The sequence below is a fragment of the Acinetobacter sp. 742879 genome, assembly GCF_000588535.1.
Classification (GTDB): domain Bacteria; phylum Pseudomonadota; class Gammaproteobacteria; order Pseudomonadales; family Moraxellaceae; genus Acinetobacter; species Acinetobacter pittii.
In genome coordinates this window covers 637,257-658,876 of sequence record NZ_JFYC01000001.1, presented here as the reverse complement: position 1 = coordinate 658,876, position 21,620 = coordinate 637,257, and the positions used below count along the sequence as shown (strand labels likewise).

The window sequence follows — 21,620 nt, the reverse complement described above, 5'->3', positions numbered from 1 at the left end:
CCAGGGGCACTTTTAATTTATTTATTCATTTTGAAATAAAATCATACATCATTTCAATATGTTGAAAGATACGCCCTTTTTTAAAGAACTCTTGTAATAAACTGAAGTGATCATGCTCTAATAGTTCTTCTTTCTTAACTATTCCTGGAGCAGCTAAAAGTTTTGCCATATTCTGATTTTGTTGAATGAAAGCGTTAGTTTCTTTTTGGCCGACTAGAAAAGTAAATGGCAAATCTATCAATAAGCTATTTTTATAAACTGGTGAATAATATTGAATTTCACTTTCCGTTAATTGCAATGCTTGGTTTAGGCTAGTATCTTTTAGAGGAGCTAGGTCATAAATACCACTAATTGCTATGACGCCATGAAAAAGTTTTGAGTGTACTGATTTAATATTTTGAATAGCTAGTTCAGTTACTAGGTGGGCACCTGCTGAATGACCACACAAAATGATAGGGAGATCGATTTCTTTATATTTAAAATAATTTTTTATAGAATGAAGAGCATATTTTGTAGATTGGATAATCTCTCCAATTTTTGCAATAGGACAAAAAGGATAATTGACGAAAACAAAATGGTACCCTTGAGAACTGAGATCTTGGGCAATAAAGCGAAATTGGCTTTTATCTCTTGACTGCCAGTAACCCGCATGTAAATAAATAATAATTGCCTTAGCTTGACTTTCTGCATAGCAAATATCAAATAATTCACGTTCGTGAAAACCATATGATTGATCTAGTGCCCATTCCTTTTCTTGAAGTATTTCTTGATTTAATTTTTCATAATAAACAAACAGATCAGCAAAACTATTATGTCTTTGCCCATCGACATATTCATATTCATTCATGTTCATAACTATTACTTAATATAATTACAGGAATTCCATCATAAAACATCATTAAATATTAGAAATGCACTTCTTTAATATTTCATATACACCTTTTAAGGAATTTTAAAATGTACTTCGTTAGAAGTTAGCGAAATGGATAATTGTGTAATTTTATATAGTTTATCGAAGTTAGATAGAATTATATTAGATGGATAAGTTTTGGGGGATTCTCTGATTGAAAATTATAAAAAATAAAAGAGCTTTTAGAGGTAAAGGTTGTAGATCAACATAACTCTCGTAGGCCTAATACAAAAATTTAAAGGCATTCTGTTCCGATTATAAATAAAAACTATTATATGAAACAAAATAAGTATTGGTATTTAGATGGGGATTTTTCCATTCTTAAACTGTTTTATGTACACGTTCCAGTAGGTAGTTGTCTCGGAAAATACAAGGGATTTGTTGTGTCTAACTTTGCCTGAACTTCGTATTCCGTTTTATACCTTCAGTAACGCAGTATACGTTCAATTTTGCAGTTTAAGGAAATATTGATGTCGAATTCTGCTGTTGTTGATTCAGTTGCTTTAGCCTTAAGACAAGCTGAACTATCGCAAACTGCGATTATTCCTATTCGTGTTGAGCTCGGTGGTGAACAGGCAAATGTGGATATCGCTTATGCAGTACAGGAAATCAATACTGTACGTGCACTCTCGGAAGGGCGCCGTTTAGTAGGTCGAAAAATTGGTCTAACTTCGAAAGTGGTGCAAGCCCAACTCGGTGTAGATCAGCCTGACTTTGGGATGCTATTTGCTGACATGGCATATGGCGATGGCGAAGTCATTCCAACGGGTAAGTTGATCCAACCAAAAGTTGAAGCTGAAATTGCACTTGTTATCAAAAAAGATTTAACGCAAGCCCGACATACATATGCAGACATTATCAGTGCAACCGACTATGCATTACCGGCTATTGAAATAGTCGATAGTCGTATTGAGGATTGGAAAATCTCATTGATTGACACAGTTGCTGATAATGCATCAAGTGCAGCTTTTGTATTGGGCTCACGTCCAGTACAGCTTAATCAACTTGATTTAGTTAACTGCAAAATGATTATGACTCGTGGTGATGAGGTCGTTTCGCAAGGTGTTGGTAAAGCTTGTCTAGCTAATCCATTGAATGCAGCAGTTTGGTTAGCAGATGAAATGGTAAGACGCGGACGTCCATTACAAGCAGGAGATATTGTCCTGACGGGTGCATTGGGTCCAATGGTGGTGGCTCATCCAGGGGATGAGTTTAAAGTTGAAATTGAAGGCTTCAATTCAGTTGTTGCATGCTTTGCTGCTAAATAAAGGATAAGGAAATGAAAAAGATTAAATGTGCCTTAATCGGCCCAGGCAATATTGGAACAGATTTATTATATAAATTACAGCGTAGTGAAGTACTAGAACCTGTATGGATGATAGGGATTGATCCTACTTCTGAAGGCTTGACTCGCGCTGAAAAAATGGGTTTAAAAACCACGGCTGGAGGGGTTGATGGTTTATTACCTCATGTACTTAAAGATGAGATCAAAATTGCTTTTGATGCAACCTCAGCATATGTACATGCAGAGAACAGTCGCAAGCTAAATGAGCTTGGGGTATTGATGATTGATTTAACTCCTGCAGGAATTGGTCCATTTTGTGTACCGCCAGTAAATTTAGAAGCTTTGTTGGATGCGGGTGAAGTCCCTAATGTGAATATGGTGACTTGTGGTGGACAAGCAACTATTCCTATGGTCGCAGCGATTTCACGGGTACAGACTGTTAACTATGCTGAAATCATTGCCACTGTATCAACAAAATCGGTTGGCCCGGGTACTCGTAAGAACATTGATGAATTTACTCGCACCACTGCTGGTGCAATTGAAAAGGTTGGCGGAGCTAAACAAGGTAAAGCCATCATTATTATTAACCCGGCTGAACCACCACTAATGATGCGCGACACCGTACATTGTTTAGTCGAGGGTGAACCTGATCAGGTGGCAATTACTGAATCAGTAAATGCCATGATCAAAGAAGTCCAAAAATATGTTCCGGGCTACAAGTTAGTAAATGGCCCTGTATTTGATGGTAATCGTGTTTCGATATTTCTTGAGGTAGAAGGCCTAGGAGATTATTTGCCAAAATATGCCGGTAACCTTGACATTATGACAGCCGCAGCCGCACGTACTGCAGAAATGTTTGCAGAACGCGTTTTATCTAATCAAAAAGTAGAAGCTGTTTAAGGAGAAATCGTATGTCTAAGATTATTGTGCATGATATGACTTTACGTGATGGTATGCATCCTCAACGCCATCAAACTACAGTTGACCAAATGATTGCCATTTCAACAGCGTTAGACGAAGCAGGTGTCCCCTTGATTGAAGTCACTCATGGTGATGGTTTGGGAGGGAGTTCCGTTAACTATGGTTTCGCCGCTGCAACAGATGAAGAGTATTTATCTGCTGTTGTGCCACGCATGAAAAATGCCAAGGTATCTGCACTTTTATTACCCGGTATTGGAACAGTTGATCATTTGAAAATGGCACATGAGATTGGTGTTTCAACCATTCGTGTTGCAACACACTGTACAGAAGCTGATGTGTCTGAGCAGCATATTACTGCTGCCCGTAAATTGGGAATGGACACAGTAGGCTTTCTAATGTTGGCACATATGGCATCGCCACAACATTTGCTAGAAGAAGCAAAAAAAATGGTGTCTTACGGTGCTAACTGTATTTATGTCACTGACTCTGCTGGGTACATGTTGCCACAGGATGTAACCGATCGGATTGGGTTACTTCGTCAGGAGCTTGATAGCAGTATTGAATTAGGTTTCCATGGTCACCATAATTTGGGTATGGGTGTTGCCAATACCGTTGCTGCGGTTGAAGCTGGTGCAATTCGGGTCGACTTGGCGGCAGCTGGTCTAGGAGCTGGAGCGGGCAATACGCCACTTGAGTTATTTATTGCAGTTGCAAATCGTATGCAAATAGAAACAGGTGTAGACTTGTTTAAAGTACAGGATATTGCAGAAGATCTTGTAATTCCAATGATGCTAAACCCAATTCGTGCCGATCGTGATGCAGCAACGTTAGGTTATGCAGGTGTATATTCATCTTTCTTGTTGTTTGCAAAACGTGCCGAAGCTAAATATGGCGTCTCTGCACGTGAAATTTTATTAGAGCTAGGTCGTCGTGGTACGGTTGGGGGACAGGAGGATATGATTGAAGATCTTGCCTTGACTATGTCCAAATCTAAAGAACTTAGTGCGTAATTTTATTTTGATCCTAAAGCACTCCTAAGGAGTGCTTTTTTATACTTTTATTTGGTTATTAAAATAACTTAATCATTAGATATGTTTTATATGAATATGATTACATTATTAATTTTCTAAAAAAGTTTGAAACGAAACAATTCAAATTTTATGTTGCTGCAGAGGCAAGAATAAAGCTCATTTATTGTGGTAGATAAGGTGTTTAAATGAATTATTTTTATAATTGCTTTATTGGTATTAGCTCAGATTTATCTTTAATATTTTTCCTAATCTAGCGTGTAAAACAGCTGAATTTTCAGCTGTTTTTTATCTTGAAGTCTAAAAATTAAAAGTATACATGGTATAGATACGATTCTCGTTATAATCCTGACCATATTTAGATTTATAATCAATATTGAGCCATGAAAAGCTTAAACCTTGGAGCGGGCCATCGTTAATAGTATAAGCAAAACGATAGTTAAATTCTGTTTCATTGTTTTCTTTGCCTAGAGTCTTAAAATTATCACCATGAATATATTTGGTATCTAATTTTAAACCAGGTATAAAAGCATCAAGCTCATAACTCAAAGTTAGATGATATGATTGTTCATCTTTTTTAATGAACGAACCTTGAGTCCAGTTAATAAAATCAAGTACAGGAATAGGACCATCAATTATAGGATAATCATTGTCGCCAAATATTTTTTGATAGCCGATACCTACTTTTAATTTTGGCAGCACTTCTGCATAGTTGATAATGCCAAAGTTGTTACTGTCTACTGAACCTAGTTTTGCGTGCCCAATGTCTCTGTTATTAAAATAACGTAGGTTGGTTTGAATTTTTGTGTCAAAAAATTGCCATTTATAATCCAACCCCAGCATACTTTGGTTATAAAGGTCTTCTAGATAACCATTGAATGCGCGTAATTTCAAATTAGGAGATATTGCATGTTGAATATCTAAATAAGTTAATCCATCCGATTCAATACTTTTTACACTAATTTTTTTGAAATGTTCAGTACTACGACGTGAATATTTATCAATTAAACCTGCTGAAATAGTTGTATTTTTAAATTTCCCTGTATAAACCACACCATGAAATGATGGGAGTAATTGTCGAGATGGGTCTATCACCAGCATTGGGTTGTTAATCCATTGTTCACCATAACTTAAAGTATGATTTTGAAACGAAGCCTCAAAATTAAGACCTTTTTTGTGCTGATGTTGTTTTTGTTCTTGAGCGATTGGATCAAAAGGCAAAATAGTATCTGCAAGGCCTTTATCCTTACTAAGTCGGTAAGCATATTGAAGAGTAGGATTTAACGCGACATTCCAATTTTCACTCAGTTTATAGCTAAATTTCCCTCGATAAATCAGCCCTTGTGTCCAACTACCTAGGTCTGTATTACTCTGACTGTAATCACGCTCCGCATACAAATTTTTTAGAGTAACTGTATTACTTATCTTCAGTTCTTCTACCGCATGTGCATTTCCAAGACACAAGAGTAAGCCTGAAAAAATAATTTTTTTCATTAAAAATCAATCCTTGTAAATTTAAATTTTTATTTTCGTAGTATGGTTCTGAATCCAACATGAGAAGTGGCAAGATCAAATTCTTGTGGATGTCGGGCAGCCGCCCTGTAACGCGCGCAGTAATTATCTGCGCATAAATAGGAACCACCTTTTATGGTCATTGTCATGATCTGTTCTGAATGATGACGGGTCATTTGTGGATTGCCCATATGCATATCGGAATGAGGACCTTTGTAAACAGAACTTGTCCATTCCCATACATTTCCAATCATGTCATGTAGACCAAAAGGATTGGCATCAAAACAGCCGACAGGTGCTATATCTTTAAATCCATCTTGATTAGAATTAGAATAAGGAAATTCACCTTGCCAATAATTTGCGGTAATTTTTCCATGCGATTTTGGACCGATATCTTCTTTATCACTGACCCCTTTGGATAGGTATTCATTTTCTAATTCGGTAGGCAGATCACGACCAAGCCACATCGCATATGCCAATGCATCATTATAAGTCACATAACGAACTGGCTCATTCAGAGCAGGAAATTTCTCATCAATGTTTTTCCATGAAACATTTTTCAAAAATTTCCACCAAGACATCATAGCAACATTATCTGTTTCAGGCTGGATGAAAACAGCTGCGCCACCTTGTTTTTCAGCATCAGTAATATAGCCAGTTGCATCTACAAAACTTTTAAATTGAGCAACAGTAACTTCTGTTTGATCAGCCCAGAAAGCGTTTACTTTGAGTTTGTTTTGATAGAAAGGTCGTTCATCTTCATACCCTGCGTTTGAGCCAAAAATAATTTCCCCTGCTGGAATTTTAACCATGCCGGACGTTTTAGATTTTCCCCAAAGTGGAGGCAACCCTGAATATTGTTTACATTTACTGACATTTCCAAGACTGACAATTTCTGTAGATTGCTCAGATTTTGAAGAGTTGCATCCTTGAAGACAGAACACGAGAAATACCAGATAACTTCCTTTCATCAAATTTGACATAGGGATTACTCCGTGAAATCTTGTACACCTACACGTTGAGTATATTTCACATATTCCTGCTGGAGCTGTTTTACAATTTCAGGATATTTTTTACTTAGGTCAATGGTTTCTGTACGATCATTTTCTAGATCATATAACTTCCAGTCCGGACCATTCAGGTTTTTGGTAATGGTGCGTGTGAGTTTCCATTTCTTGTTACGTATATAGGCATCGCCATGCAATTCATCTGCATAGATAAAGTTTTCACCATATACGGAATTAGTTTTACCCTTTAGATAACTAACCCATGATTTACCTGAAAGCTGATTGAACTTGTTAGGATTCAAATAATCTGGTTTTAATGAAGACTGAGTAATTTCAAGAATAGTTGGGAAAACATCTTTAACATTAACAAAGGTATTACTAATTTTAGATGTAGTGCTATTAGGAAGTTTAACAATCGCAGGTGCGCTGACGCCGCCTTCAGCTGCAGTTCCTTTCCAGAGTGAAAATGGTGCACTGCTAACTTCAGTCCAACGTGGACCAATAAGTTCATAAGATTTGGTTTTACCTAAATTATTATAACTATTGTCGTCCCCTGAAAGTGGACGATAAAATCCTTCCGCGCCATTATCTGACATAAAAATAAACAGAGTATTATCGTATTGCTTAATCTTTTTTAGATGTTTAATCAGTTTTCCAACATTGTCATCCATATTCTTAATTTGTGCCGCATAAATTTCCATCTTACGCGCTTCAATTTTTTTCTGTTCAACTGTTAAATTGTTCCAAGTACCTAAATTCATTGGAGCAAGTTCTTTACTAACTACATTTGCTGTTTTTATAGAATTAATCAGCTTTAACTTTAGCATTTTCTCTAAACGCTTTTGTTTAATTGCATCGTAACCTTGGTCATAGTGGCCCTTATAAATATTCAAATATTTGGGTGGTACTTGAAGCGGCCAATGTGGAGCTGTTAGAGCAACATAAGCAAAGAACGGCTGGGTTGTTTTTTTACTATTACCAATATATTCAATTACTTTTTGAGTAAAGAAATCTGTGGAATAAAAATCATCTGGTAATTCGACCTTCTGACCATTCTCAGTGTAAATGGTTTTACGCTGTATACCGTTAGGAAGTGTTTTGAAATGTGAGTCTGCACCATTTAATAAGGCATAAGATAAATCAAAGCCCTTGTTCGCTGGATTGGTTTCGGGTGTATAACCAAGATGCCATTTACCTGCCATCAATGTTCTATAACCATTATCTTTTAATACTTGAGGCAAAGTCATTGAGCGAGTATTTAAATAACCTTCATAACCTGGTTTACCTAAAAACTGGGGGCGAGGCGTTAAATCAAATTTTGCTGCATCTGCACGCATAGTTTCTGCCATTGCCCCCAACCCCGCTAGATGGTGATCTGTACCCGACATCAACTCGGAACGCGTGGGAGAACATGTACCAGGGGTGTGATAATTGGTAAAGCGAGTTCCTTGATGAGCAAGACTGTCAATATGGGGAGTTTTGATTTCACTACCAAATGAACTTAGATCCGAATATCCTAAATCATCCGCCAAGATGATGACTACATTTGGCTTTTGTGCAAATAATTGAGTAGAAATTAATAATGAGGTCATTAGAGCTATTTTGTTGAATTTCACTTTATTCATCCTTGATTATGTTTTACAACATACACAGCATTTTAAAAGGTTTAAATATTACACATATTAGACAAAAATATATTTTAATAAAAATCAAATAGATAATGAATTGTAGAAGCGTAAATACCCCCTAAATAATAGTTTTTTTATATGAATAGATACTATTTAAATATTATTTTTATGAGAGTAAATGAATGAAATTTTGATAATAAATATTGAGATATTTCATTCACAAATTATGTTTAAAAAACTTAAATTTTGTAGGATTAATATGGAACAAAAAGATGAATATTTTTAATTTCTGAAAGAGATGTTTTTAATGCCTTATTATTTTTTTAACGCCAGTCATAAATTTATAAAGAGTTTTGAGATAATTGATAAAAATAAGAAAAATCTTACTACTCTGTTCTAATTTTTCATCAAAATAGAGTGGAGTTAAGGGGGCTCAAAACTACTGCAAGTATTAGCATAGCTGGGAAATCGATTCGGTCTATGAATCAAGCGTATTAATAAAAAAGGGGAAAGAGTATGAGTTTAACTTTATTTTGAATTACGTGGTGCTAAAAGAGAATTTAAAACGCTTGGGATCTCTTTAGATGTATATCGATGTCAACTTTGACAATATTGCTGACCAAAAGAGTGGTTTACGAGAGAATCGTATTGGAACAACCTATAACTATAAGTTTTAAAAATTATTTTAAATAACACTTGCTTATTAATATTTATTTTATATCACCTCATCATAAACAAGTATAATTTAGGGCTTGCTGAACAGGTAATATGGATGAGTGAAACATTTAAAATTTGGCCTATTAAATCGGCTTAATCTTAAGCTAGGCTGTACTGACGGTAAGAGGAATGACATGGGAACAGTACAAATCCCCGAATATAAAACAGATCCATTTTTTGGTTTGGAAGATAAATGGATTGAAACAGCAACGGGTGAACTCACTCATTATCATGAACTTGGAGAAGGTACTCCAATTTTATTTTTACATGGTTCTGGTACGGGAGTGTCAGCAGCAGCAAACTGGTGGTTAAATTTACCACAAATTGCTGAGCAAGGACGTTGTATCGCAATTGATTCGATTGGTTATGGGCAAACTGTTGTTGCAGAAGGAGCGGCTTATGGTATTCGTGCATGGGTAGATCATGCGGTTCGAGTATTAGATGCTCTAGGTATTAAAAAAACCTGGTTAGTGGGGAATTCTTTAGGTGGTTGGTTAGCATTTCAGTTTGTTTTAGATTATCCAGAGCGTGTACTTGGCATTGTATCAATGGGAACAGGTGGTGCTAAGCAAACAGCGGCACTGAAAGCACATGCCAATCCTGAATTAACTGAAACTGGTATCCGTAAAACTTTAGAAATGTTTGTAGTGGATAAGTCTTTAGTTACTGATGAATTGGTTAAAGTTCGCTTCGAGGCTGCTAAAAATGACTATGCATCAGATCGATTAATGGAAGTGGTCGGTGCTCGAGACCGTGATCGATTCGAGTTTCCTCTCGATTTCAATAAAATGAGAAATATTCAGATTCCTGTGTTACTTATTCATGGTGTGCAAGATGTAGTTATTCCTGTATCACGTACTTGGGATATTTTGAATATTGTACCGAATGCTGACGCTCATATTTTTAGTCAATGTGGACATTGGTCGCAAGTTGAAAAAGCTGATGAGTTTAACCGGATCATTAAGCAATATTTAGCAGTGCATGATGTTAAATAATTAAATAAAAGATAGAAGTTGCTGCATCCCTTGGGCAAGAAAATCTAGGGCTCCTTGATGCATGTGACCCAGAAAAAATTGGGCAAGGCATGCCACTGAAGTTTTTACCAGAACCAGAAGACATGACTGGTTCTTATGTAGTGCTCGCATCACGTCAAAACAACCGACCATTATCTGGTGTTTTTATTAATGCTAACTGTGGTTTGGGTATTCGTGGCTTACGCCAAGCGAATGCTGGCTTTTTTGATACTTAATTTTAATCCGATATTAATGGACTAATAAGACAGCTAAAACTGTCTTATTTCGGAGCTAATCATGACTGTTAAACTTATTTGTGCTTCTCATAGCCCGCTAATGGAATTTGCGTCTCCGGCAGAACAACAGCAAGAACAAACGGTACGCAAGACATTTGAAAAGCTCGCAGCAGAGGTCAAAGTATACGACCCAACTTTAATAATTGCCTTTGGACCAGATCATTTTAACGGCTTCTTTTATGATCTGATGCCGAGTTTCTGTGTGGGTGTCCGCGCAACAGCAGCAGGTGATTGGAATTATGGTCCTGGTGAGCTTAATGTGCCTGAAAGCACAGCATTAAACTTAATTCGAAAAGTACTTGATGAAGGTATAGATGTTGCATATTCATATCGTATGCAAGCCGATCATGGGGTAACACAGCCGCTACATTTTTTATGTAACGGGCAACTTAATCGTTATCCAACTATCCCAATTTTTATTAATGGTGCTGCCGCACCAATGCCGACCACAAAACGGACTATTGCTTTAGGTCGTGCAATTGGTGCCTTTATTAAGTCAATCAATCTGGATAACGAACGTATATTAATTTTAGGTACAGGCGGTCTTTCACATGATCCTCCAACCCCTCAAATGGGCTCAGTCCCACCAGAGGTTGAAGAATTTCTCATTGCTGGACGTAACCCTACGAGTGAAGCTCGAAATGCACGTCAGGCCAAAATCATTTCAGTTGGACAGCGTTTGGCAGCAGGTGACAAGAGTGTGTCTATACCACTCAATCCAGAATGGGATGAGCAGTTATTGGAAAAATTCAAAAATGCAAACTTTGCTGCGCTTGAAGCGATGACCGAAGACGAAATTCGACATGAAGGTGGACGTGGGGGACAAGAAGTCCGAACTTGGATGGCTGCTTTTGCTGCACTGCAGACAGTGGGTGATTATGAAATGACCTTACATTGCTATGAACCAATTAGTGAATGGATTGCAGGCTTTGGCATAGTGTCTGCCGAGTTGAAATAAAGGATAAGCAATGAATATTCAAACTATTGTCATCATTGGTGCCGGACAAGCTGGTGCAACTACTATTTTAGAATTACGGGCTAACAAATATGAAGGTCGAATTATTTTGATAGGTGATGAACCTCATTTACCTTATGAGTGTCCGCCTTTGTCTCAAGATATGATTCTAAGACCTGAACAGACTAAAATTGAGATTCTGTCTCAACAGAAACTAGAAGACCTAGGTGTTGAGTTCATTAAAGATAATGCCTTTGTAAAGATTGTACCTGAACAATATCAAGTGATTTTGGAAAATGGTGAACATGTCTATTATGACAAGTTATTGCTGGCAACAGGTGGTGCACCTCGCCGTCTTCCAATTTTGGATGGGTTGGGCAAAAAGGTTATATCCTACGGAATTTAGAAGACACACAGGCTTTAATTCTGGTTTTCAGCCAAAGAAGTGGATTGTCTTGGTGGGCGGTGGAGTGATTGGACTAGAGTTAGCGTCTAGTGCTCGTTTTTAAAGACTGTCATGTAACTGTGCTAGAACAAAGCCCAATTATTAGTGAATTTTTACTGGATCAACACCTTAGCCAAGGTGTTGATGTCCAACTCAATGTGAAAATTATTGAAGCTAATCCATTATGGTTTTGGACAGATCAATATGATATTAAATGTCAATTCGTTGGCGGCATGTCTGCAAAAAGAATGGCATATACGAGGCAATATGAATCAGCAAGAAAATCAAAAAGTGGGATTTACTTTATTTGGATTAGATCAAGACATTGTTGTTGCTGGTATTGCATTTAATCAGGTGCGAGATGTTCGGTATTTGAAAAAATAGTTTCTAGTTCTATCGCTTTTGATAAAGAAAAATTGCTAGATGTCTCAATTGAATTGCGAAAATTAATTTAAATAAGGTCGTTATACTAAAGGCCTATTTAATATTGAAAAGAAAAACCGTCATGATTATATGACGGTTTTTTTACTCGTGATTATAGATATCTCTTAGAAATCGGAACCATTAATATTTAATTTGAACTGTATGATAACTTTTAACTATTGAGAAAGCAGTTTTTTTTCAGCATGATTAATATCTTTTTTAGATATATAAATTTTATAAGCTTACTAATTTGTTTTTAAATATTTGATATTTAAGGTAATTTATAATTTTAATTATGAGTGTTTTATCTAAGAATAAAATATATTAAAGAAAATAAAAAAGTTCTCATTTTTGTTTTTACGACTATATAAAACTTAAGACTAATGTCGAAATCAGAGTGATTAATAAATGATGTGCTGTGATTCTCAAACTGATAGAAAAGGATTTTTCTATGAACCGTGCAGGAAATAAGCACTCTATTATTACGATCGCCATTTGTTTTCTAATCGCTGTGATTGAGGGAATTGATATACAGGCAGCTGGCATTGCGGCTGTCGGTATTCGAGAATCCTTTGGTTTAAATAGCTCTCAACTAGGTATTTTTTTTAGTGCAGGAATATTGGGTTTACTGCCAGGCGCGTTAATGGGTGGACGTTATGCCGATCGTATTGGTCGTAAAATAGTCTTGATCGGGGCTGTGGCTATTTTTGCTGTCTTTACGCTTTTTACGGTCTGGGTAAATACTTTCTGTACTTTGCTATTAGTACGCTTTCTTGCTGGAGCAGGTTTAGGAGCTGCGATGCCGAATTTGATTGCTCTTGTTTCAGAAGCTGTTTCTAACGAAAATCGTGGTCGTGCCGTTGGCCTAATGTATTGTGGTATGCCAATAGGAGCTATCTTAGTATCTTTACTAGCAGCCTACGATGTAAGCGGCCACTGGCAAACGATTTTCTATGTAGGAGGAGTTGTTCCACTTTTGGTACTTCCTCTTATGATCAAATTTTTACCTGAATCTCGAGAGTTTTTACAAACGAGATTTGAAGATAAATCGATTACACATATACAAAGCTCTTTTAAAAATCTTTTTCAAAATAATTATGCTTTGCAGACTTTATTACTGTGGGCAAGCTATTTTTTTACCTTGATGGTTGTTTACATCATGTTGAGTTGGTTACCGTCTCTATTTATGGAGTTGGGATTCTCTCGTCAACAGGGTAGCTTAGCTCAAGTATTTTTCCAAATGGGAGCTGCCATTGGTACAGTTGTACTGGGTATTTTGATTGATCGCTGGAATAAAGCCTATGTGATTATACTTATGTATATAGGTATTTTAGCTGGTTTATTTAGTTTAAATGGGGCTGGAAATTTAACTGCAATGTATGCAGCCGCAGCCTTAGTAGGGACATTTACCATTGGTGGTCAAGGCGTTTTATATGCTTTTGGTAGTATCGTATATCCAACAGAAATCCGGGCAACTGGAGTAGGTAGTGCAGCAGCAGTTGGCCGTATTGGTGCGATGTTGGGTCCCGCAATTGCTGGTCAGTTACTTGCAATGGGAAGTGGTGCTGCTGGCGTTATTTCCGCTTCTATTCCAGGAATTGTTCTTTCAGCATTACTGATGCTTTTGGTGATTCGTCGATTACATCAGACTAAATAACTCAAATAGAACAATGAAAAAAGCTCATATTTTCGGAGCTTTTTTCATTTATGAAAGTATTCAAGAAACCTCAAATCTATTGACTGCAAGCTTAGAACAAATCACTTATTGTAAATGTCAGATGAAGTTATTTCTTGTTTTAAAAAGAACCTTAATTGAGTAAGAGAAATGTACCCAGCTGCCCAGCAAAAGCTTTGGAATCGTTCATTTATCCTCTGTGTATTAAACAACCTTTTTTTATTCATTTATTACTATGCTTTGCTCACCATATTACCCCTTTATATTTTAAAAGAATTATCTGGTTCAATTAGTCAGGCAGGTTTGGCATTAACTTTATTTTTGATTTCATCGATTGCCATTCGTCCTTTTGCTGGTTTGATCATTGAACGTTTCGGCGAAAAAACAGTGTTGCGAGGTTCAGCATTACTGTTTGCATTTTTGGCCCTTGGTTATTTATGTGTAAATCAACTATGGTTATTACTGATGATCCGATTCGTGCATGGAATCTGGTTTAGTATTTTAACTACGGTAACCGTACCTATTGTGAATGAATTCATCCCAGAGCAGAGGAAAGGCGAAGGCATGGGATATTTCGTCATGTCTACAAATTTAGCGGTTGTATTTGGGCCAATGATTGCACTAGTTACTCTACGTTACACTAGTTTTTATAACCTATTTATTCTTCTCACTTTAATTGTATGTATGGGTTTAGTTTTTTGCTTTCTTATACCAGTCTCGTCGTTAAAAGATAGGGAGTTTGTTCAAGTAAAGCAAAAAATTAGTTTAAACGATATTATTGAAAGGAAAGTAATTCCTATCGGTTTGATTGCATTATTTGTTGCAATGGCTTATTCAAGTATCATGAGTTTTATAAGTATCTATAGTGAAACTAAAAACTTACTCGCTGCAACAAGTATATTTTTTATTATCTTCGCAATATCAATGATTATAGCGCGTCCTTGGGTTGGCCATTCATACGATAAAAGAGGGGCTAACTCAGTCCTATATCCTTCGTTTATTCTTTTTGCGGTAGGATTGTTCTTGGTGAGCCAAATGCAAACCCAGTGGGAATATTGGTTTGCTGCTGCTTTAATCGGTGCTGGGTATGGCTCACTTTTTCCTGTTTTTCAAACGATGGCTATACAAACGGTTGAGAAAAACAGAATTGGGTATGCGGTTTCAACCTTTTTTACTTTATTTGATTTAGGGATGGCGATTGGTTCGCTTATGGTAGGATTTATTATTGCCCATATAGGCTATGAAAAAACTTATCAGTTATGTGCATGGGTAACGATAATGACTTTATTTTTATATCGTTGGCTATGTAATCGAGATACAAAGACAAAAATTGGGATATGACATGGAATTACGTCACTTACGCTATTTTGTTGCGGTCGCTGAAGAGCTAAATTTTACGAAAGCGGCATTACGAATGCATACGGTACAGCCTTCGCTCAGTCAACAGATTAAAGACTTAGAAGATGAAGTTGGTGTTCAGCTTTTTATACGCAGCAAACGAAAAGTCGAGCTTACCAAAGCAGGGGAAGTTTTTTTTAAAGAAGCGCTTATTATTTTAGAACACACCGAGAAAGCTGTTAGCTTGGCTAGACAAACTGCCAAATTTGAGCAAGAACAATTAAATATTGGCTTTGTTCCAGCAGCTGAAATGAAAGTTTTCCCTTATATTATGCCGAATATTAGAGCGCATTTCCCAGAGCTTAAAATTGATTTTAAAAGCTTAACAGATGACGCTCAACTACAGGCACTTAATAAGGGGGAAATAGATATTGCTTTTACGCGTTATGGGGCAAATACAGATGAAATCGTTTCTCTTCAAATTTTTCAAGAACCGCTGACTTTAATTATTCCCAAAAACTCACCAGATGCACATCAAGAGCGTATTAGCATAAAAAGCTTTGAGCATCATAACTTTGTGATGTGTAATGAGGAAGCTTCACCTGAGCTTTATCGAATTATTGATGATTTTTTTAAAAAAACCAAACTTAATATTAATATTGTACAGTACTCAACTAACATTTTACTGAATGTTAATTTAGTTGGAATGGAAATTGGTTGGAGTCTTGTTCCTCAATATGTCACCCCATTGTTAGGAGATAAAATTGTAGTGAAAAAGACGGTAGAACCTTTACCAATGATAGGATTATATGTTTCCTATCGAAAGGACCATGTGAACAAAGCTATAGATTTGATTTTAGATGTACTTAAAAAACAGTTTCATCTAAATTTTAGCTTTTAAAAAAAAAGCCATTCTAAAGAATGGCTTAATTATTTTAGTTAACCAAATGCATTTTTTGGAACAACTCTTCACTTATACTATTTACAGTTTGAGGAATAGCGAGCCCTGCAATAAAACGGTCAGGTCTTAAAATCACCATAGATTGATTTGTTTGGCTAAACCAAGAGCGAATTTCAGTGTCTACATCACCAATAGTAATTACATGTTCGTCAGAACATCGAGTCGGGGCGTCTAACTGAACCGCAGGTATGACTTGAATAAATTTAATACCTAATTTAGCCCATTTTTTCATACTATTTGGTGAGATCCCCCAAGTAGGATTAACTCCCCAAGCAAGAATGGCAAAGTTATTACCAATCACTTCGTCGAGTAAAACTTTGTCTTTATTTTCAAGCTGAACATGAGGCTGGATGAACATCTTGCCGACAGGTGTATTCTTTTCTGGAAAAGGTGCCAATATGCCTTGATGATATTTCGGCATGGGTTTAAAACGCATTTCTAACAAATAACGTTTTATAGGTTGTATGTAATTTAATACATAAGAAATACTATCACGAACAACACCTTGCCATTTCTTTGGGGGAGCAAGAACATGTCCCGCCAAAACAGATAAATTAATCATGGCCTGAGCGTGGTCTTTTCTTTCTAGTTGGTAACTGTCTAGAATCTCTGGCTTTGCAATTTTTTTAATGACTAATGCCATTTTCCAAGCAAGATTAAAAGCATCACGCATGCCACTATTGTAACCTTGACCTTGCCATACAGGCATAATATGTGCTGCATCTCCAGCTAATAAAATACGGTCTACACGAAAACGGTCTGCAATGCGTGCATTGTGTGTATAAACACGTTGACGTATCACTTCGATATTGTCCGTATGAGGTAAAACTTTACTCAATAAACGATTAATATTTTCGGGTTTACTCAATTCTTCCTGAGTCTCTCCAGGCATTACCATAAACTCAAAACGACGAATACCATGTGGTAAAGCTGCCGATACATAAGGACGTACTGGATCACAACATAAATATACATGAGGGGTCGCCAGTGGATCGTTGGCAAGGTCAATAACAATCCATTGGTTTGGAGCAGTTTCACCCTCAAAATTAATGTTAAGTGTACGGCGTACAAATGAATTTCCACCATCGCAAGCAATTAAATACTGCGCTTGAACAGTTTCCTGCTTTTGATCTTTAGTCGTTAAATTTAACGTTACATGGTCTTTGTCTTGAGAGAAGCTATTTAATTGACGTGAAAAACGCACCTCTGTGGTTGGATAGGCTGCTAAACCTTCCAATAATACACGGTCAACTTGGGGCTGGATAAATGCATTACGACGTGGCCAGCCAAATTCGCGAGTCATAGGCTGAATATCCGCAAAACAGCGACCTTTAGGGGTCAAAAACCGCATAGCATGATTAGGGGTAGTGTGCGGTAAAACTTGTTTGATTAAACCTACTGACTGAATCGTGCGTAATGATTCATCATCAATACCAATCGCTCTTGGATAATCAATGAGTTGGTCTAGTTGTTCAATAACAGTAACTTGTATACCTTGTTTACTTAAATAATTTGCAATTGTTAACCCAACTGGGCCTGCACCTAAAATTGCAACTTCCGTGGTGTGATGTTGAGTCTGATTCACAGTAAATATCCCTTACTATCAAGTTTTCTTATTAATATCAAAATTGAAACAAAGCTAAATTTAATCAATAGTTTAATAAGACGATTTTTTGAAGGGTAATGTATGCCTTATTGATTTTAATGTATTGTATTTAAAGAATTTTTAAATATTTTGTAATAGGTTTTTTTAATCCAATCATTGTTTTAAATTATATATAATTGTATGGAAGTTGGAACGACGTTTAATCAACCTTTTCATTCGCCATTATTTTCTTAGCTATTTTCACGAAAGTAAAAAACTCAGTACTAGAATAGATATTAACCGAAAAAAATTACTTTTACATTAATTGACTGAGTAATTACTGTTGCTCATATCAGAGCATGTTAATTTATGTGCAACATTGTTATTAGAACATCAAAGCTCATTTTAACTGAGTATAAATATTCAAGCCTTTATAACGAATCAGCAAGCAGTTTTTCATTAGGAGAACAAAGATGGGATATGTAACCACAAAAGACGGCGTAGAAATTTTCTATAAAGATTGGGGACCACGTGATGCCCAAGTTTTATTTTTTCATCATGGATGGCCTTTAAGTTCAGATGATTGGGACACACAATTGCTTTTTTTCCTTAAAGAAGGTTTTCGTGTAGTTGCTCATGATAGACGGGGACATGGACGTTCGAGTCAGGTGTGGGATGGTCACGATATGGACCATTATGCAGATGATGTGGCAGAAGTAGTTAAACATCTGAACATTAAAAATGCAATTCATATTGGCCATTCAACAGGTGGTGGTGAGGTAGTTCGCTATATCGCACGTCATGGTCAAGAAAACGTTACAAAAGCTGTCCTTGTTAGTGCGGTTCCACCACTTATGGTTAAAACCGAAAATAATCCTGAAGGTTTACCAAAAGAAGTTTTTGATGACCTGCAAAATCAAGTTCTCACAAACCGTGCGCAATTTTTCCGTGACTTGCCATCTGGCCCGTTCTATGGATTTAACCGACCAGATGCGAAGCCATTGGAAGGTATCATTTCGAACTGGTGGCGTCAGGGCATGACGGGTAGTGCAAAAGCGCATTACGACGGTATCGTCGCTTTTTCACAAACCGACTTTACAGAAGATTTAAAGAAAATCACTATTCCTGTTTTGGTATTACATGGTGACGACGACCAAATCGTGCCTTATAAAACTTCTGGGGTGAAATCGGCAGAATTGCTTCACAATAGCCGACTCAAAATCTATCCAGGTTTTTCTCACGGTATGTTAACCGTAAACCATGAAGTGATTAATACTGACTTGTTGGCATTTATTCGTGAATAATTTAAAGCTATAAACTTAAAAAGAGGCCTATTAAGTGCCTCTTTTTTATTTATAAATTACTGAAATTGAAAGTAATAAATATAGAAATAATAAAAGGTATTGACATTAAAGTTAGCTTTAATCTTAAAGTAAAGCCATACTGAATGAGGTCATTCCAATGAAAGTGTTCGAAAAATTAGTATTCCCAAATGGCTCATATGTTCCAAACCGTATTGCTAAAGCGGCAATGGAAGAAAACATGGCTGATTTAAACCACGCACCATCAGAAGAATTAATGCGTTTATATCAAGCTTGGGCAAATGGTGGCGTAGGTCTAATTATTACTGGAAATGTGATGGTAGACCGCCGAGCGATGACTGGACCGGGCGGTGTAGTATTAGAAGATGAAAAGCATCTAGATACTTTTAAAAAATGGGCACAAATTGGTCGCTCAAAAGGCGCTCAGGTGTGGCTTCAAATTAACCATCCGGGGCGTCAAATGCAAGCAAACCTTGGTCAGCAGACTTGGGCGCCTTCGGCTATTTCACTTGATCTTGGCAAAATGTCAAATCGCTTTAATACACCAATTGAAATGACTGAATCTATAATTGCAGAGGTGATTCAGCGTTTTGCAAACACAGCGCGTCTAGGTGAAAAAGCTGGGTTTACTGGTGTAGAAATTCATGCAGCACATGGTTACTTATTAAGCCAGTTTCTTTCACCACTCAGCAATAAACGCCAAGATCAGTGGGGTGGTTCTTTAGAAAATCGCGCTCGTATTTTAATTGAGATTGTGGAAGCAGTTCGTAAAGTCGTTTCACCTAAGTTTACTGTTGCAGTAAAACTGAACTCAGCCGATTTCCAACGCGGTGGATTTAGCGCTGAAGATGCTCAACAAGTAGTTAAAATGCTAAATGAACACGCTGTAGATTTGGTTGAACTTTCAGGCGGTAGCTATGAAGCGCCTGCAATGCAAGGTCAAGCACGTGATGGCCGTACACTTGCTCGTGAAGCTTACTTTTTAGAATTTGCGCAAGAGATTCGTAAAGTTGCCAAAATGCCTGTTATGGTGACAGGTGGTATACGCCGTAAACAAGTGGCAGAAAAAGTAGTTGAAAGCGGTGTAGATATGGTCGGTATTGCCACAGCTCTAGCGATTGAACCTAATTTGCCAAATGCTTGGAAACAAGGCCAGAATCTTAGCCCTGAATTAAAACCGATTACTTGGAAGAACAAAACACTTGCTTCACTTGCCAATATCGCGGTGGTCAAATTCCAGTTACGTAATTTAAGCTCTGGTAAAAAAACAAAACCAAATGTTTCACCAGCTTGGGCTTTAATTTTGCAACAATCAGCGATGTCATGCCGTACCCGCCAATACAAAAAAGGCATGCGTGACTATTCATTTGCTTCTTAATAAGTGAGTTGTGTTATGACAAATCCTAACGATTCAAACTGGATAATTTATGGAGCAAATGGCTACACGGGCGAGTTAATCGCTCGTGAAGCTGTACGCCAAGGTCTAAAACCGACTCTGGCTGGTCGTAACAAAGCTAAGGTTGAAACATTAGCTCAAGAGTTGGGACTCGACTATAAAGCTTTTGGACTGGATAACATAAATGCGGTAAGTGAACAACTCCAAGGCTTTAAATTGGTGATGCACTGTGCAGGGCCATTTTCAGCAACATCAAAACCCATGATGGAAGCTTGTATAAAGGCTGGTGCTCACTATCTAGATATTACTGGTGAAATCGCCGTATTTGAATTGGCACAGTCACTTAACAGCCAAGCTGAAAAAGCCGATGTTGTGCTTTGTCCGGGTGTCGGTTTCGATGTGATCCCGACAGATTGTGTTGCTGCTGCACTGAAAGAAGCATTGCCAGATGCGACTCATTTAGCGCTTGGTTTTGACTCTAGAACAGGGTTTTCACCAGGTACAGCTAAAACAAGTACAGAAGGCATGGCCGAAGGTGGAAAAATTCGTAAAAACGGAAAAATTACCACCGTTCCATTAGCCCATTATGTGCGTACCATTGATTTTGGTGACGGTAAAAAAAGTGCCATGAGTGTTCCGTGGGGAGACGTATCTACAGCTTTCTATACAACAGGTATTCCAAACATTGAAGTATTTGTACCTGCATTTCCCAAAATGATTATGGGCGCGAAAATGATGAACTATTTACGCCCAGTATTAAAACTAAATGCTGTACAGAAGTTTATTAAATCGCGTATTGAAAAAACGGTTGTTGGGCCAAATGATGAACTTCGCGCAAAAGTACCCACCTATGTTTGGGGTGAAGCAAGAAATTCACGTGGGGAAATCAAAACCGCCCGTATCCAAACGGAAAACGCTTATAGCCTTACGGTAAATGGTTCACTGACTGTAGTGAATTATTTGCTCAAAAATACCGTTAAGGGTGGTACATACACACCTGCAAAATTGATGGGTTATAAGCTAGTGACCGAACTACCGGGTTCTGGTCCACTGGTCATTAATTAATAAAGCCTTTATTAAAACAGCACATTTATTGATGGTCCCGAGTAAGGTTTTCACTATCAAAAGATTGGCTGATTTTTTTCTATAGTATTTGCATGAAAAAACGAATTACAGCGTGGGTCCGTAATTCGTTTTTTTAGA

General features: G+C 37.1%; 16 protein-coding genes and 2 pseudogenes. 13 read left to right on the top strand and 5 right to left on the bottom strand.

The features are described from left to right. Window positions 1-25: 25 nt before the first annotated feature. Window positions 26-847, bottom strand: coding sequence for an alpha/beta hydrolase (locus J690_RS07805; protein WP_228132992.1), 822 nt, complete (start codon window positions 845-847; stop codon window positions 26-28). Between the two features lie 533 nt (window positions 848-1,380). Between J690_RS07805 and J690_RS07800 the strand changes: the two genes are divergently transcribed. From J690_RS07800 to dmpG, 3 genes are read left to right on the top strand one after another with little or no spacing between them, the layout of a single operon-like run. Then, on the top strand, window positions 1,381-2,178 hold the full coding sequence (locus J690_RS07800; RefSeq protein ID WP_032035224.1) for a 2-keto-4-pentenoate hydratase: 798 nt from the start codon (window positions 1,381-1,383) through the stop codon (window positions 2,176-2,178). A gap of 11 nt (window positions 2,179-2,189) precedes the next feature. Further along, window positions 2,190-3,095 (top strand): acetaldehyde dehydrogenase (acetylating), encoded by a 906-nt coding sequence (locus tag J690_RS07795; RefSeq protein ID WP_032035222.1) that lies wholly within the window; start codon window positions 2,190-2,192, stop codon window positions 3,093-3,095. A gap of 11 nt (window positions 3,096-3,106) precedes the next feature. Then, window positions 3,107-4,126 carry a 4-hydroxy-2-oxovalerate aldolase gene (dmpG, locus tag J690_RS07790; RefSeq protein ID WP_032035221.1) on the top strand — a complete coding sequence of 340 codons (1,020 nt, stop codon included), beginning with the start codon at window positions 3,107-3,109 and terminating at the stop codon, window positions 4,124-4,126. A 318-nt stretch (window positions 4,127-4,444) separates the two neighbouring features. On the opposite strand, the gene J690_RS07785 is transcribed toward dmpG, so the two are convergent. From J690_RS07785 to J690_RS07775, 3 genes are read right to left on the bottom strand one after another with little or no spacing between them, the layout of a single operon-like run. After that, on the bottom strand, window positions 4,445-5,638 hold the full coding sequence (locus tag J690_RS07785; protein WP_032035219.1) for an OprD family outer membrane porin: 1,194 nt from the start codon (window positions 5,636-5,638) through the stop codon (window positions 4,445-4,447). A 29-nt stretch (window positions 5,639-5,667) separates the two neighbouring features. Beyond that, window positions 5,668-6,627, bottom strand: a complete 960-nt coding sequence (locus tag J690_RS07780; protein ID WP_032035218.1) for a formylglycine-generating enzyme family protein — start codon at window positions 6,625-6,627, stop codon at window positions 5,668-5,670. A 17-nt stretch (window positions 6,628-6,644) separates the two neighbouring features. Then, window positions 6,645-8,255: an arylsulfatase gene (locus J690_RS07775; RefSeq protein WP_050688033.1), complete on the bottom strand. Its 1,611-nt coding sequence runs from the start codon at window positions 8,253-8,255 to the stop codon at window positions 6,645-6,647. A gap of 887 nt (window positions 8,256-9,142) precedes the next feature. Here J690_RS07775 and J690_RS07770 point away from each other — a divergent pair. The 7 genes and pseudogenes from J690_RS07770 to hcaR all read left to right on the top strand — a co-directional run bounded on the left by J690_RS07770 (window position 9,143) and on the right by hcaR (window position 16,054). Then, the gene (locus J690_RS07770) at window positions 9,143-10,003 is read left to right on the top strand and encodes an alpha/beta fold hydrolase (protein WP_032035216.1); all 861 of its coding nucleotides are present in this window, start codon (window positions 9,143-9,145) and stop codon (window positions 10,001-10,003) included. 11 nt (window positions 10,004-10,014) lie between these two features. Continuing rightward, window positions 10,015-10,257: pseudogene (locus tag J690_RS23695) on the top strand (3-(cis-5,6-dihydroxycyclohexa-1,3-dien-1-yl)propanoate dehydrogenase); the annotation flags it as partial. Window positions 10,258-10,318: 61 nt separating this feature from the next. Then, window positions 10,319-11,275 (top strand): 3-carboxyethylcatechol 2,3-dioxygenase, encoded by a 957-nt coding sequence (locus tag J690_RS07765; RefSeq protein ID WP_032035214.1) that lies wholly within the window; start codon window positions 10,319-10,321, stop codon window positions 11,273-11,275. Window positions 11,276-11,285: 10 nt separating this feature from the next. Next, window positions 11,286-12,172: pseudogene (locus tag J690_RS24795) on the top strand (FAD-dependent oxidoreductase). Between the two features lie 419 nt (window positions 12,173-12,591). Further along, complete coding sequence (gene mhpT / locus J690_RS07760; RefSeq protein ID WP_032035213.1) at window positions 12,592-13,797, top strand: 3-(3-hydroxy-phenyl)propionate transporter MhpT; 1,206 nt, start codon at window positions 12,592-12,594, stop codon at window positions 13,795-13,797. Window positions 13,798-13,965: 168 nt separating this feature from the next. After that, window positions 13,966-15,156, top strand: a complete 1,191-nt coding sequence (locus tag J690_RS07755; protein WP_032035212.1) for an MFS transporter — start codon at window positions 13,966-13,968, stop codon at window positions 15,154-15,156. Between the two features lies 1 nt (window position 15,157). After that, window positions 15,158-16,054, top strand: a complete 897-nt coding sequence (hcaR, locus tag J690_RS07750; protein WP_032035210.1) for a DNA-binding transcriptional regulator HcaR — start codon at window positions 15,158-15,160, stop codon at window positions 16,052-16,054. Window positions 16,055-16,088: 34 nt separating this feature from the next. Here the strand turns inward: hcaR and J690_RS07745 are convergent, their stop codons facing one another. Next, complete coding sequence (locus tag J690_RS07745; protein ID WP_032035207.1) at window positions 16,089-17,699, bottom strand: bifunctional 3-(3-hydroxy-phenyl)propionate/3-hydroxycinnamic acid hydroxylase; 1,611 nt, start codon at window positions 17,697-17,699, stop codon at window positions 16,089-16,091. Between the two features lie 473 nt (window positions 17,700-18,172). On the opposite strand from J690_RS07745, the gene J690_RS07740 reads away from it, so the two are divergent. From J690_RS07740 to J690_RS07730, 3 genes are all read left to right on the top strand, one after another. Next, window positions 18,173-19,003, top strand: a complete 831-nt coding sequence (locus J690_RS07740; RefSeq protein ID WP_032035205.1) for an alpha/beta fold hydrolase — start codon at window positions 18,173-18,175, stop codon at window positions 19,001-19,003. Between the two features lie 157 nt (window positions 19,004-19,160). Beyond that, entirely contained in the window at window positions 19,161-20,399 is a 1,239-nt protein-coding gene (locus J690_RS07735; RefSeq protein ID WP_032035203.1) for an NADH:flavin oxidoreductase/NADH oxidase family protein, read from the top strand. Window positions 20,400-20,414: 15 nt separating this feature from the next. Next, entirely contained in the window at window positions 20,415-21,482 is a 1,068-nt protein-coding gene (locus tag J690_RS07730; protein ID WP_032035201.1) for a saccharopine dehydrogenase family protein, read from the top strand. Window positions 21,483-21,620: the final 138 nt, after the last annotated feature.